We start from the raw sequence: 14,870 nt of genomic DNA on the forward strand, positions 1-14,870 counted from the left end.
CAAGCAGATGCAACAGGGTCCATGGCTTCACACTATCACCATACCGGAAGCTAAGCAATAGCGCCTGCTTATATAACCTCCCGCTCATCGTTATCCGGGAGTTCCGGGAATGGCGCATGGGGCTCCGCCTGATACCAGAAGGCCGTCGATGCAATATCGCTCTGCTGCGGCAGGTATCTGCCTCCTGACCTCCAGCCGAGATCCTGGATCGTGACGCGAAGATCGCTTTGGAAGCGGATCGGATCCATGACATGCCATCGATACATGCCGAAGCGCTGCTGGCTACGATATAATCCGTCCGGCTTCAGCACTTGGTGCATCCCCAGATAAGGCGTCGAGTAGGTTCGGTACGTACCGATCGGCTGTTCCCAGTTCCAAGCTCCGCCGAAATAATCCTCCGTTCCCGTACCGCAGATGGTCGGGTAATCCTGGTCCCCGTCCATATAAAACTTGATCTCCCCTTCGCCCCACCAGCCGCTGTTGTTCACCTGCCAGGCTAGGTAAGTCCCTACATAGTGCCCCTGTCCCTTCACGCCATCCAGGATCGTGTAAACGTCCTTATAAGGAACGGGATTCGTTCTCCGCCACTGTGCATGGAAATAAGCCTCGTCTTCGGGGATGTCCGTCAGGGTATAGTCGATTTGGTAGTAAAGGACCGCCTTTTCCGGCGCGCGATTCTCCATCGTCAATCGGGCTTGCTTGCGAAAAGGCATCTGCCAGTAGCTGTTCATGCCGCCGGCCGGATTGACAGCAACCGGAATCGAATTGACATCGCTTCGTTCACCCCACCCGTTACAGAACAAATCACCTACCGGAACCTCAACCGAAGGGTCCTGCTCTTCGTCCCAATACATGCGGATAATCATATTGCGCCACAGCGACGGATGACAGGTCAGCCAAATATGCTGAATGGCCCCAGGGCCTTGAATGTCACCCATAGTAAAGGTTTCTCCCGGCATAATCTCCACGGAAGGAGACACTTTCCAGCCCGCGCCCAGATCCCTGGAAGCCGCTGCACCCGTGCCGTCCGTCGCCATGCCCCCTTTTCCTTTCTCGCCGGTAAAATTCTCCGCGCTGATGGATCTCGTCTGCGCATTAGACAGCTTGGATAAGTTTCCGAGATGCATGTTGAGCCCGTTAAAGTTCATCATCCGTAATCGCTCCTTTAATGTGTGATATCGTATCCGTACCGGTCTTTCAACGTCTGACCCAGATGGGCCTTGATCCGCAGGTAAGCTTCGGCGGCCGCGCCGTTCCCCCAATCAAAAATGGTGAAAGTCCCCATGCCCCGCCCGTCCTCACCTACATCGCCGTCATGACCGTAATTCTCCATCATGAAGCCGTAATCCTTCTCGTTAAAGAAAGGATACGCCCGTTCCCACTGCTGTTTTGTTTTTATATTCTCGGGGCAATACATCATGGCAAAAGAGGCCTGCAATGCGGCAACACCGCGTTCAATATATTCCGGCTGGTCCAATTCCACGCCATATTGAAGGATCAGCTCGGCAAACAGGCTTTGCCTCGCATCATTCCACTCCCCGTCGCAGTTCATGACGCCGAATCCGCCCAATACGTCAACATACAGATAGGGAGGCTGCCAGGAGGCTTGCGTCATCAGCATTTCATCCAGCACACGTGTGCCGAATGTCAGATATCGCATCTCGCCGGTCGTCTTGTACATCTGAAATAAGGCCTCCGCCGTCCAGAACATGGAGAAATTGCACTGCTTGAACATGTTATTCCTAACCACCTTGCAGCCGGGGAGCTCTTCGCGGCCATAGGAGCAGCAGGACCAATACGTCTCGAAATCCTCCCATCTGCCGGACGGCACGATCTCGTTGACGACAACCTCCAGCGCCCTTACTGCCGTTTCCAGATATGTGGGATCCGGCCGCATGTCGTGCAGCTTCAGCAAAAACGTGACGGAGAGCGAAGTCTCCGGAGACTCTCGAAGAATATCCAGCGGCGCTAACGTCTCTTGGTCAAGCCAGGCCGGAAAATAGCCTTTCTCGTCCTGAAGAGCCAGAAGCGCATCCGCATAGCGTACGGCGTATTCCATGAGCCTTGGATCCGGCTCGATTTCATCATGCCAGCGAAGCATGAGCAGCGCCGTCCAGCTCATGTCCAGCACATGGTAAGGCGCTTCCGCGATCGAACCCCAAGGATCGGCCGGATTGCGATTGGAATTCCCCCAGAAGGCATGGTCCCAACTACCGGACCGGTTAACTTCCTGTCCCTCCACCATCACCCGCTTCATCTCCGTCGCAATAACGGCGGGAAAGAACCCGCTTCGCTGCGGAGCAGCAAGAGCCAGCTCTTTCATGAGCCTGGCCTTGCGAACCAGTTCCGGATCATCCTGTTTCTTACCGTAACGATAGATGCCTTGCGCCGAACGAAGGGAGCTGAACCACGCTTGGTTCCAGATCGATCGGCTTTCCCGTTCGTTCGGAACGCCAGGATAATTCGGGCTTTGACTCACGTCGGCAATGAATACGGGAGCCCCGACCCTCAGTCCGTTCCATTCGAATTCCTGCCACACCGTGTCTTTCCAATGGCGAAAAGCCCAGTCGTACGCGTGTTTTACATAGTGTTCGAGAGGAGCTCTGTCATCGATGCCCTGACGGAGTCGGGAGTGACCCCATCGCTCCCATAAAAATTGCAGCACTGGCCGCCAGGGGTTCAATGCAGCTTGATCATCCTCCAACGTCATGAGGTAGAAGCCGATGCAGAACGTTCCGGGCGAATAAGCAGCACCCTCCACCTTCTCAAACAGCACGTGATCACTCACACGGGTCCGGCTCATTCCCAAGACGAATTGGTTGTTCGGAGCATCCAGACCCAAGTACCAACGAGCGTCCGCATCCTTCGCGATCAGATCCAGATCCGGTATCAGTATGAGCAGTCTGGTGCCGTCATGAGCAATGAGGGCAGGCGACCGAAAGCAGTGCTGATCCATCACATGCCGGGAAGTCGGCGTTATATGAGGAGCCCAGTGAAAATACGGCTGGAACGCAGGCTCCAGGCGCAGCTGCCAATCATCCTGTCGTGTCTCCTGATCCAGCTCAAATGTCATTATGCAGTGATAAGTGCCTTTATCGATTTGTTTAAGACTCAGCTTGGGAGCTGCACTCCCTAATTGGTCATAATCCCACCGCTTTACATAAGCGTCCGGTAATTGTGCCATAAGTCCTCCATTCTGCTCGTATTCCGGCAAGAAATCCCCCGCCAGCGACACGTCGTCCATTCTTTAACAGGCTGAAATCGTCAATCTGATCCAATTGTCGACGTTGCCGCCCCAATTTCTATCATCGTCCGCCTTAGAAAACCGCGTCATTGTGCCAAGTTAAGGCGAAGTCAATTCCAACATCGCTATGCTTCGTGCCGGAAGCTTAAGCAAACGCAATCCGCCTTGTTCCATGGTGCAATCAATGGCCGGCTCTCCCGCTTTCGTGTACAGCTGCCCGGTCACGGTCGTCTTTCCGTAGTCTTCCGGACGGAGCTCGAAGCGTATCGTCTGCTCCTCTCCGGTCACATTCGCAAAGAACAAGCCGACATCCCTTTGATCATTCTGCCATGCCGAGTGGATAACGGCGTCGGTCAGCAGTTCTCCCGAGTTGTTATATTCCGGCGTATCCTTGCCGTGGTTGTAATGAAACCACTTCATCGGCGTCATAGGAACGTCGAAGGAGAGCGGCCGAAGCATCGTGCCATACGACCAATACGGCTTCGCGGCACCGATTCGCAGCCGTGCATACAGAGCCAAGTAATCAGCCCTGTTCGCCGAGAAGGCATACCCGCGCGGTTCAAACGGATAATAATGCTCCTCCGCGGTATTTTCGTTGCCGTCCAGCGCCTCCATCGGACTGTACTCGTAATTCAATTCGTACAGGCCGCCCCAGAGATACGTGCGTGCTACCGTAAAATAGTAAAGCTCCCCGATTTCCTCGGTCAGCTTGCCCCAGCCGTCCAATCTCAGCGCGCCGTACTCGTGATATACGTAAGTGAACATCGGGATGAGATAGGCCGCACCTGTTTTGAGCAGCTCCCGGATCGGCCATCCTTCGAGCGGCGCCGCCGGCTGCCCCCCTGCCCGGGTTTGATAGTAGTCGATCAGATCCAGCATCGTTTCATTCATCATCTCGGTACCCATGGGGATATAGCGTCCGGCTGTTTCGCACATGGCCGCCTTCGTATCCGCATAGTTCCGCCGGTAGGCCTCCTCAATGATGCTGCCGGCTCCGACCGGATGACCGTGGCTGTCATCCATGCAGATCTTCAGAATGTTGTTGGCGGAGATATCGTAGTAGATCGAATCGATGTCATCGCTCTGCTGCAGTGCCGTATCCCGTCTCACATGAAAATCGTGGGTGTACGGATGCGCCGGACAAAGGAACGGAAAGCGGTAAGCATCCACGCTTTTTTTCAGCTCGGGAAACTTCTGCTCGGCTGCTCTGCCAAGCTCTCCGTCGGCTCCGTCAAAATGATAAAGGTAATCGAATTCGAACGGAGCGAAGCGATGGCCCAGCTTTCGAATCAGAGCGATGTTTTCCGGGTTGAAGCGGGTCGGAAACCAATCATCATATCCCCCCGGCACGCCGCTGCCGAAGGTTTGCGGCCGATGCGTCCAATCGGGGCCCAGGATGTGGAGCATCGGCGTTCCGATGCTGTCATGGTATTTTTGTATCCATGCCGTACGATCCGATCCCGCATTGATACCGAAGGTTACCGCGCCCATATCCTCATGCAGCCATGGACTGCCTTCCTTCGCAGCCCTCTCCGAAAGATTGCCGCGTCTACACCACTTCTGTTGCACGGCCCAGCACTTGTAACGGTCAGCGGCTTCGTACCAGCCGCTTCCTGACAGAATCGACACTTGCACCGGATAATGCGGCTTGATCCCCTTGCCGGGTCCCATATCACTGCAGCCGTGGATCACGGAGGCTTCCAGCAAGCCGTTCCCGTTCTTGAAGAAATTGAGCCATTTCGGATGGCCCTCGCCGTCCAGGGCAGCGAGTTGCAGCCCGCCCCTGTCTTTGCCGTAATAGGCAAAAAACTGCATCGTTGCCCCGGAGAAGCTCTCCGGATACGGCATGAAACGAAATCCGATTCCGTCCGTTTCAAATACCTTCATCGGGTTGTTGACCTCAAAGCCGGTTGCAAAGGAATGGGCGATATAATCCTCCTCGCCGTGCTCCGTGATCGAGGTCAAATTCGGAATAACCGGATATTCCAGGCTCAGCAATCGGGTCCCCGAATGGTTCTCTGCTGCGCATCGGAATTCAATGCAATCCGCTTCTTCTGCGAGCTTTACGGAAGCCGTGACGATCATACCTTCCTGCGTGTCCCAGCTCAACCGAACCTGATCTGTCCCGTCTTCCGTATTTTCCCTGCTCCATCCGAAGTTCTGAAAGGAGCTGCTGAAACCCGCGTCCGTCTCCAAGCGAAATGGATCCGCCGTGCCCGTATCCGCGATAAGCCCGATTCCTCTAACGTTATCGCGAATGCCTCGAACCGTGCCGTCAACCTCGCTGATTTCCAGCCGGATATACCTGTTCTCAAGTATAATCATGCTCCACCTCCACCTGTTGGCTTAGAATGTTACTTCAAACCGGAGATTTTGATTCCTGAAATGATGTGCTTCTGGAAGAAGAGGAACAAGATAATGGTCGGCAGGCAGGAAAGCGCCGATCCGGCCATCAGCATGCCCATTTCGGTTGCCCGTTCGGAACGGAAGGTGTATAAATATTGCATGATTTGAAAGAGCTCCGGGTTGGTGATCGTCATCGTCGGCCATACGAAGGAGTTCCAATAGGCCAAATAGGAGCCTATGCCCACGATGACGAAGACCGGAAACGACATCGGAATGAAGATATGCGTAAAAATCTTGATCCTTCCCGCTCCGTCAATCAGCGCCGCCTCTTCCAGCGCCATCGGAATATTCAGGTAGAATTGGCGGATGAAGAACATATGACCCGCGGAAGCAATGCCGGGCAATACGAGCACCGCCAGCGTATCGAGCATTCCCATCTCATTCACCACAATGAAGGAGGTCAGCAGAATGGCCATGCCTGGAATGAACATGGTGACGATGACATAAACCCACAACATCGACTTGAACCGGAATTCCAGCCTGGCGAAGACGTAAGCCGCGGTGGCGTTCACGGCCAAGCTCAGCGCCGCGAAGAGAACGGCGCCTCCGAATGTGACCAGCATCGATTGAATGAAGGTCGCGTCGCTCAGAATATCCGTGTAATTCTGAACCATCCATTTCTTCGGGAAGAAACGGAACGGCGTTGCAAGCACCTCCGCCTTATCTTTGAAACCGGCAATGATGACCCAGAGCAGCGGGAACAGCGCCATGATCGTCACCAGTCCGGTCAAGAGCGTCATCAATGTTTTTTGGACCCCGTTTAACGATTTCATCATGTTATCCTCCTGCCTTCTTATCCGTCGATCGCTTTTTCCGAATTCAGTACTCTGAAGATAATGGCCGAAATACTGCCAAGGACCACAAACAACAGCAGCGATGCCGCAATGGAGTTGCCGACCATGACGTCGTTTCGGAAGTGGTTCAGGATGTAGAGGTTCGGCGTCGTGGTCTCGCTGAGCGGGCCGCCGCCCGTCATGACGAGGGACAGCTCGAACTGGGAGATTTGCGCCGTAAATCCGGTTACGAGCAGATACAGGATCACATTGCGCATGAGCGGAATCGTGATGTACCACATGCGAACGAAGGTGCCCGCCCCCTCGAGTTCGGCAGCCTCATAGTAACTTTTTGGGATATCGTGGAGGCCTGCCAGCATGATGAGCGTCGTGAGTCCGAAGCCCAGCCACACGGCTGGAGCCGCGATGCTCGGCAGCGCCGTTGCCACGTCGGCAAGCCAGGCTTTCGGCTCCGATCCGAACAGCCCGATGATGTAATTGGCCAGGCCTCCGGCATAATCGAAGATGAAGACAAAGATGACCGACGCCACGATTCCGGAAATAATGGTGGGAATGTAGACGGAAGTCTTAACAACGCTTGCGAAACCGGAGCCCAGATTCTTAATGATGTTCGCGAACAGAAACGAGAGAATCAGCATCGTCGGAACGACCATCAGCGCGAACTTAAGCCCTACCCAGATGGATTGGAGAAAGAGGTCATCGGTCAGCACCATATAGAAATTCTGCAAGCCCACAAAGGTGGAATCCTGATAGAAACTCCAATTATAGAAGCTCACCCGCAGTGCATAGAAGAACGGAATGATGACAAAGACGGTCAGCAGGATGACGATGGGAGCGAGCAGCATGTAAGCCACGCCGTTGTCCTGCCGATAATTTTTCTTGAACATGTAGCGTCACCACCATTGGCCAAGGATGAAGCAGCCATCCGAAAATAACATTTCGAAAACCGGATTTCCGGACGGCTGCCAACACTATTTTTTCGGATTCGTACCGGCAAGTTTATTCTTCGCGATGAAATCGTTAATGTCTTTCTCTGCCTTCGCCAGCGCCTTATCCACCGAAGTACCCTTCATGGCGGACTCGATGGACGTGGCGAGCGCGAAGCTGATGTCCCACGGATAGACCGGCTCAGCCTGCGAATGCGGAATGATCCGCTCGGATACGAGTGCACGCCATTCATCCTTGGATGCATCCGGATCGGATTTCATCGCTTCGTCCACGGATTTGCGCGGGGAGAACTTGGAGAACTGGGACGTCTTGAAAAAATCGATCATGATGTTCGGGTCGCCTGCGAGCAAATAGGAGATGAAATCGGCCGATTCCTGCGGATGCTCGGATTTGCCGTCCACCGCCAACGACCAGCCGCCGAGCGTTGCCGTCGGCTTCGTCAAATCGCCGTCCATCGATGCCATCGGCGCAATCCCTACCTTATCCACCAAGTCTTTATAGGTGTTGCGAAGCTGACCGATCGCCCAGGAACCGCAAATCTGGATGGCGATCTTGCCTTCGCCGAAAGGCTTGATGTCCGCATATCCGGCCAACGCCTGCTTCGGCATGACACCGGACTGGTACGCTTTTTGGTAAAAGTCCAAAACGGCCTTGTAACCGTCATTGTTCACGTCCGCTTGGGACCAGTCCTCCGTAACCGCCAGATGACCTGCCCCGTTATACTGCAGCCCCCAGCTCGACCAGCCCAGATCCGGCGCAGTTTGCGCAATCGATAAGCCGAACACGCCTTTCTTGGTCAGCTTCTGGGCCGCATCCAGAAGCTCAGCCCATGTTTTCGGCGGCTGATTGGGGTCAAGCCCGGCTTCCTGGAACATATCCTTCCGATAGAACATCACGGCAGACGGCTCAACCAGCTTCGGATAAGCATAGTACTGACCGTTAACGGATACGAAGTCCTTCATGTTGTCGTACAAATCATCGAAGGCTGAAGGCTCCATTAAATCGTTCAGGGCCATCAGTTGACCCGTTTTTGCCGCATTGGCCACATTGCCGTAGTTGATCGTTCGGATGTCCGGTGCCTTGCCTGCGGCCTGCGCTGCTTTCATCTTCTGGTCCCAGGCGTCGGCCGGAACGATGGTCAGCTTCACTTCAACCTCGCTCTGGGATTTATTGAACTCGGCGACCCATTTCTTGAACCAGGCATCGGTGGTATCCTCGAATTTTTGCGCCCAGAAATCGATCACAACCTTGCCGCTGGCTTCATTTCCGTTGTTTGCGCTTTCATTTTCCGGTGGATTGCTTAAAGCTCCTCCTCCGGGACCGCCAGATCGTCCGCCGCAGCCCGTAACGAGCATCGCCAGAACAAGAACAACGGAGAACAGAACAGGCCAGGATTTGAAGCCGATGGTTTTTTTCTGCATCATGAACCCTCCTTATAATGGATCAAACTATTTAAACGCTGGTCCGCATTTAAACCGATCATTCTTGGAATCCGCGCCTCACTTTTCGAGCGAAGCCTTAAACCAGAAAACATTGTAGGGATCCCATAAAGACAATGTGAAATAGATCGTCTGCCCGTCATTCTCCGTATACCGATCGTTCATATAGGGCCCGTATAGCCCCGGATAATCCTCGGCTCGGACCAAATCCAGGGGCTCGCCCCATGGCCCCCAAGGCGTCATGCCTTCACGTAAGACAACCCCTTGGCCTTCCTTCAAATAGGTCATCAGCCAGCGTTCCAGATAAGAATTCCACACTACGGACAGCTCGCCGACGGTGTCATCCACCACATACCTGGCATCCTTCATATCCGCGCTCCACCTGGGACTGCCGTCATCGTTCAATCCGCTGTAATATCGGTACTCGGACATATTCTCGATGTGCTCCTCGCCCACCTTCATAAGCTGAACGCCGCCAAAGCGGCCCGAAGGAATCCCCCAAAAATAAATATCCGAACCGCCTGCTTCATTCTCCACCTTATAGGGGCTAACCTGGATGAAATTGCTGTCTCCCGGCCAACGGACCCGGTCCTGCAGCTCCCAGGTTTCACCGTTATCGGTCGATTTGGCCACGCTGCTGTAATTGGCGTCCCACTTCCCCGGATCGCCCCAATGGTTGACCGACATGTAGTACAAATACAAGGCGCCGCCTGCCGCAATGCCATGGGTCGGAATTTTCGTCATTTCTTCGTAATCGATTTTGGCGGAAGGCAGCAGTTCCTTCGCCGTGCCGAATTCATCCGTGATCATTCCCTCGAATGCGATACCGTCAGCCGGATGAGCGTCCGTTGTATAGGCTATCGTATTGGAGCGCCAATAGCTTCCCCCTCCGCCTGTCTGATCAGGCGCCCTCTCGCCGAACGTATCCCCGAACACGAAGTAAGTTCGTTCCCCGTCATTCATCATGGAACCCAGATCGGTGCCGTACACGGCGTATTGATCGGTACGATTGGGGGAGGATTCCCCGGTTAATTGCGAAACCTGCTCCACGCCGGTCATGCCTTTTAATAAAAAGCTTTTGTCTGTCGCATCAAGCAGAGGATTCACCTTGCTGCCCCCCGCGCAGCCGCTTAACAGCAAAATGATGCCTGCGAAGAGGGCATTTTTCCATTTCAAGCTCATCTCCCCTTTCCGATCTGATTGTGGATTCCCATATTCCACCCGCGAAAATCAGGGATTGTTATGACCGAATATCTGATTCAAACTTGCAGGATTGAGCGGCTTCGTATCCGGCATAGGCAAGCGTTTATCCACCTTTGGCAGCTTCGGGAAGGAACGATGGGGTTCCGCCTGGTACCAGTACGCCGTCGAGGAAACATCGTCGCTCCGATGATTGTTATGACCGTGCTCGATCGTGACCTTAATGCTGCTATCGAACATGATCGGATCCAGGATATGATACCGGTACGTGGAGATTTTTCCGCTCCAGTTCGGGCCGCCGCCCAAAATGATGCCATGATACGGGGTACACACCTCCTGCTGCGGACACCAGGCCGTATTGAAATAATCCTCCATGCCCGTGCCGTGCAGAGTCGGAGGCCATGGCTCCCCATCGATGAAGATCATGTCGTCTCCTTCGCCGTACCAGTTCCATTCCCGCGTATCGCGGAGGTTATGGACATTGAAGTTGCAGCCGATGTAATGGCCCTTCCCAACCGCGTTCAAAATGACATAGTTGCCGCTGCCCGTCGTATTCTTGCCGCCGAATTCGTAGAAGGCGTTATCCACCCCGCGATCCGCGATCCCGTCGGTCGGATTTTCCCGGTGCCACTGGGCATGGAATCGCAGCTCCTCCTCAGGCAGCTTATCGTACGATTCATAGTCCACATAGAAATAAAATTTAATCGGATGCTCCGCTTCGCTCTCGATCGTTATACGAGCGCCATTCCCATACGGCATGCGGAAAAAGCTGTTGAATGCTTTGCCATCCTCGGGACTCATCATCAACGCCGCTGACGTATAATTTTTGGTGAGGCCGTGCCCCATTCCGAAAAAATCGCCAATCGGCGCTTCCACGCTGGGCTCGGTCTCCTGGTCCCAGTACATGCGGAGTACGACTTTGCGCGGCAGATACACTTCCTCGGCAGGGGCGTCGGTCGCCATGGTCATCCAAATATGGGTGATGGCACCCGCTCCCGGAATGCTGCAAATTTCGGTCAGGTCGCCCGGCTGGATGGAGAAGTAATCCTTATTCCCTCCCGAACGGTCGTAGCTGGATTCCCTTTTTCTTTTTCCGGATCGCTTGCGGCTGAGTGTAAATAACGCTGTTTGATTGTCCATGGATGATCGCTCCTTATAAGTTGATGGCGTTGGTAAAAAGCGCTTCTTAAACGATTTGCCAACAATGTGACATCGATTGCAGAATGGGTGGATAAGGAATGCAGGCCATGCTACCAACACGACAGCCTGCATTCCTTATGTGAGTCATAACCCGTTGTCTATCCTCGGGCCGAATCCGTTGATTCTTCAGAGTTAAAACTGCTTCTTAACGCTTTCAGCCGTTTCAACACCCCATTTTCTTCCCTGCCCAAATAATCATGAAGTCCTTTATACTCCTTGTATAACTGGTCATACATTCGGACGTTAGCTTCAATCGGCTTGAATGTTTCTTCCCGAACGCGGGCCATCGCCTCCGAAGCTTCCACGATGCTGCCATATCCTCCCTGATCTTTGCCTGCCGCAACCGCACCGAACATGGCTGCGCCAAAAGCGGCCGTCTGGACGGTATCCGCGATCTTGATCTCTTTGCCGGTAACGTCGGCATAAATCTGCATCAGCAGCCGGTTGCGCTGCGGCAATCCGCCGCAAGCATAAAGCTCCTGAACTTCAATGCCGCTATCGGTAAACGCCTCGATAATAGCCCGGGTACCAAAGGCTGTGGCTTCGAGCAGGGCCCGATAAATCTCTTCCGGCTTGGTCTGCAAGGTGAAACCAAGCATGACGCCGCTAAGATCGGCATCCATCAGCACGGAACGGCTTCCGTTCCACCAGTCCAGGGCAAGCAGTCCGCTTTGTCCAGGCGCGTATCGGGCCGCTTCCTTCTCGAGCCACTCATGAATGCCAAGCCGCTCTTCTGCAGCCTTAAGCCTAACGTATTCCGGAACTGCCTCATCCACATACCAGGCGAATATATCGCCAACGGCCGATTGTCCTGCCTCATACCCGTAATAACCGGGAATGATCCCATCCTCGACGACGCCGCAAATACCTTCGCCGGTCACTTCTTTGTCGCTTAAAATCAAGTGACAAGTAGAGGTTCCCATAGCGAGTACCAGCTTCCCCGGAGTTACGACGCTGACGGCCGGTACCATCGCATGGGCATCGATGTTGGCTACGGCTACCGCGGTTCCCGGCAGAAGCCCCGTCATCGCCGCCATACTTTCGGTTAATCCGCCTGCTTTCGAACCCAGGGGCTTGATCGCTCCTCTCAGCTTCGTCTCGACGAGATTTCCGAACCTCGGATCGAGCGAATGCAGGAACGCCTTGGACGGATAACCCTCCCGTTTATGCCAATTGGCTTTATAACCGGCGGTGCAGCTGCTTCGCGCGAGCTGGCCGGTCAATTGCATGACCACCCAATCGGCAGCTTCCATGAACAACACGGACTGTTCATATAATTCGGGAGCTTCCCTCAGAATCTGCAAAGACTTTGCAAGCATCCACTCGGAGGACAGTTTTCCTCCATAACGCGCAAGAAATTTCTCGCCCCGCGAAGCTGCGGCTGCATTGATCAGGTTTGCTTCTTCCTGCGCCGCATGATGCTTCCACAGCTTCACCCAACTGTGCGGATGGTCCCTCCATTCCTCCGTCATACAGAGCGGGGTGCCGCCTGCATCCAGCGGCATCATCGTACATGCCGTAAAATCGATGCCAATGCCGATGACTTGATCAGCCGATATCGCTGCATCCGACAGCACGCGGGGGATCGATTGCCGAAGAACCTCCAAGTAATCCTCCGGATGCTGCAGCGCCCAATCCGGCTCCAGCTTCAAACCCGAATGGACCAGCTCCTCGTCCATGACTCCATGCGCGTAAGGCGTCACATGCGTCGCTACTTCTTGGCCCGTCGTGATATCGACAAGCAGGGCCCTGCCCGATTCCGTACCGAAATCAACCCCGATGGTGTATAACTGCTTCATATCATCTGCCTCCTATTTGTACAAAGGACCATAAGCTGCGCATGCCCGGTAATCGGCAGAAACCGGCTCCAGCCCGCCGAAAGCGGTCCAAGCGCTTGGCCGGAAGATCCGTTCCTCCGGCACGTTGTGCATGCATACCGGAATGCGGAGCATCGACGCCAATGTAATCAAATCTCCGCCGATATGGCCGTAACTCATGGCGGCATGGTTGGATCCCCAATTACTCATAACGGTGTAAACATCCTTGAACAGTCCCTCGCCGGTAAGGTTCGGGACGAACCAGGTCGTCGGCCAAGTGGGGTCGCTTCGCTGGTCCAATACATCGTGCACGGCCTCCGGGAGCTCCACGGTTATTCCCTCCGCGATGTGAAGGACCGGTCCGACACCCGCGACCATATTGATTCTGGCGATCGTTGCCGGCATGCCTCCCCGCGTCGTGAAGTCCGTGGAGAATCCCCCGCCGCGGAAGAAATCAATAGCCGGACACCACTTGACTGCATCCAGACAATCCTGGACTTCCTCCTGCGTGATATCCCAGAACGGCTTCATGGCCGGCTTGCCGTCTTTCGATTGCCTTCCCGTTCCGTCTAGTGCTGCCGGTCCTGAATTGATCAGGTGGATCACGCCGTTGGCCGCAACGCCCTCCAGCTCGTATCCCGTCACTCGCTTCACGGCATCCGGACTCCAGTATGTACGAACGTCTGCAAACACCTGGGCCGCATTCGTCAGGAGATGACCGAACAGCATCGTGATTCCATTCAGATTGTCATTCTCCGTTGCGACGATATACGGCTCCCTCAGACCGTTCCAATCAAAAGAGGAATTCAATATCGCCTCCATAAAATCCCCCGTCGGAAAGTAATCCGTCCAGGCACGCTGTCCTTGGAATCCTGCAGCCAGTGCATGTCGGCCGAGCGCTTCTTCTCCATATCCCATGGCCGCCAGCTTCGGATTGCCCACCATCAAATCGCGTGCAATCAGCGCCATCTTCGCGACGGTTTCCCAATCCTGTTCCTTCTGTTCTTCGGACCGCTTTAAATGCTCCGGATTAACGTCCGTTCCCGGCTTGCAATTCTGTTTAATCCAGGCCAGTGCCCGCTCATATTCGTCATGATCGTAAATTTCCAGCTCGATCCGCCTTACGAATTCGGTCATATCCACATATTCGTTGCGCATCCCCAGATACCTCTGAAAAAAGTTTTCGTCGACAATGCAGCCCGCGATGCCCATGGATACGGTGCCCATCGATAAGTAGGAGGTCCCCTTCATGGTCGCTACGGCAAGGCCTGCCTTGGCAAATTGCAGAAGCTTCTCCTGAACATCCGCCGTTATTTCGGTATCCCCGATATCCTGAACATCGCGTCCATAGATGGAGAAGGCCGGCAGACCCTTCTGATTATGCGCTCCCAGCGCCGCCGCCAGATATACGGCCCCGGGACGTTCCGTCCCGTTGAAACCCCAAATTGCTTTTGGCCTGGTCGGGTGGGTATCCATCGTTTCCGTCGGATAGCACCAGGATGGTGTCACCGAAATGGTAAGACCTACATTCTCCCTGGCAAATTTCTCTTCGGTTCGTGCGGCCTCAGCTACCCCTCCGATACAGGTGTCGGCAATCACGCATTCCACTGGAAACCCATTGCTGTGCCTTAGCCGTTCGGTGAGCAAGCGAGCGGTTCGTTTCGCCATATCCATGGTGACATCCTCTAACGATTCCCGGATACCACCCCGCCGGCCATCCACGATAGGGCGAATGCCGATTTTAGGCAATTCGTTCTGCAATCGATTGCAGATATTTGATTGATTATGCATCTCCATCATCCTCTCTGTTTTTAGAGCGGCG

The 14,870-nt window shown here is 54.4% G+C and carries 10 protein-coding genes; all 10 read right to left on the reverse strand.

Features of this window, described 5'->3' with window-relative positions; genetic code table 11:
• Nucleotides 1-68 precede the first annotated feature (68 nt).
• Nucleotides 69-1,151: a glycoside hydrolase family 172 protein gene (locus MHH82_RS19170; RefSeq protein ID WP_015735989.1), complete on the reverse strand. Its 1,083-nt coding sequence runs from the start codon at nt 1,149-1,151 to the stop codon at nt 69-71.
• A 14-nt stretch (nt 1,152-1,165) separates the two neighbouring features.
• Entirely contained in the window at nt 1,166-3,184 is a 2,019-nt protein-coding gene (locus MHH82_RS19175) for a hypothetical protein (protein WP_340967429.1), read from the reverse strand.
• Between the two features lie 159 nt (nt 3,185-3,343).
• Nucleotides 3,344-5,569: a DUF6259 domain-containing protein gene (locus tag MHH82_RS19180; RefSeq protein WP_340967431.1), complete on the reverse strand. Its 2,226-nt coding sequence runs from the start codon at nt 5,567-5,569 to the stop codon at nt 3,344-3,346.
• A 29-nt stretch (nt 5,570-5,598) separates the two neighbouring features.
• Nucleotides 5,599-6,426, reverse strand: a complete 828-nt coding sequence (locus MHH82_RS19185) for a carbohydrate ABC transporter permease (RefSeq protein WP_015735992.1) — start codon at nt 6,424-6,426, stop codon at nt 5,599-5,601.
• A gap of 17 nt (nt 6,427-6,443) precedes the next feature.
• Nucleotides 6,444-7,331, reverse strand: a complete 888-nt coding sequence (locus tag MHH82_RS19190) for a carbohydrate ABC transporter permease (RefSeq protein ID WP_015735993.1) — start codon at nt 7,329-7,331, stop codon at nt 6,444-6,446.
• Between the two features lie 84 nt (nt 7,332-7,415).
• Nucleotides 7,416-8,816 carry an ABC transporter substrate-binding protein gene (locus MHH82_RS19195; protein ID WP_340967434.1) on the reverse strand — a complete coding sequence of 467 codons (1,401 nt, stop codon included), beginning with the start codon at nt 8,814-8,816 and terminating at the stop codon, nt 7,416-7,418.
• Between the two features lie 75 nt (nt 8,817-8,891).
• Nucleotides 8,892-10,007, reverse strand: a complete 1,116-nt coding sequence (locus tag MHH82_RS19200) for a DUF4185 domain-containing protein (protein ID WP_015735995.1) — start codon at nt 10,005-10,007, stop codon at nt 8,892-8,894.
• 54 nt (nt 10,008-10,061) lie between these two features.
• Nucleotides 10,062-11,171 carry a glycoside hydrolase family 172 protein gene (locus tag MHH82_RS19205; RefSeq protein ID WP_340967437.1) on the reverse strand — a complete coding sequence of 370 codons (1,110 nt, stop codon included), beginning with the start codon at nt 11,169-11,171 and terminating at the stop codon, nt 10,062-10,064.
• A gap of 158 nt (nt 11,172-11,329) precedes the next feature.
• Nucleotides 11,330-13,030: a ribulokinase gene (locus tag MHH82_RS19210; RefSeq protein WP_145037905.1), complete on the reverse strand. Its 1,701-nt coding sequence runs from the start codon at nt 13,028-13,030 to the stop codon at nt 11,330-11,332.
• Between the two features lie 12 nt (nt 13,031-13,042).
• Nucleotides 13,043-14,839: an L-fucose isomerase gene (locus MHH82_RS19215; protein ID WP_340967440.1), complete on the reverse strand. Its 1,797-nt coding sequence runs from the start codon at nt 14,837-14,839 to the stop codon at nt 13,043-13,045.
• Nucleotides 14,840-14,870: the final 31 nt, after the last annotated feature.

The sequence above is a fragment of the Bacillus sp. FSL K6-6540 genome, from assembly GCF_038007545.1.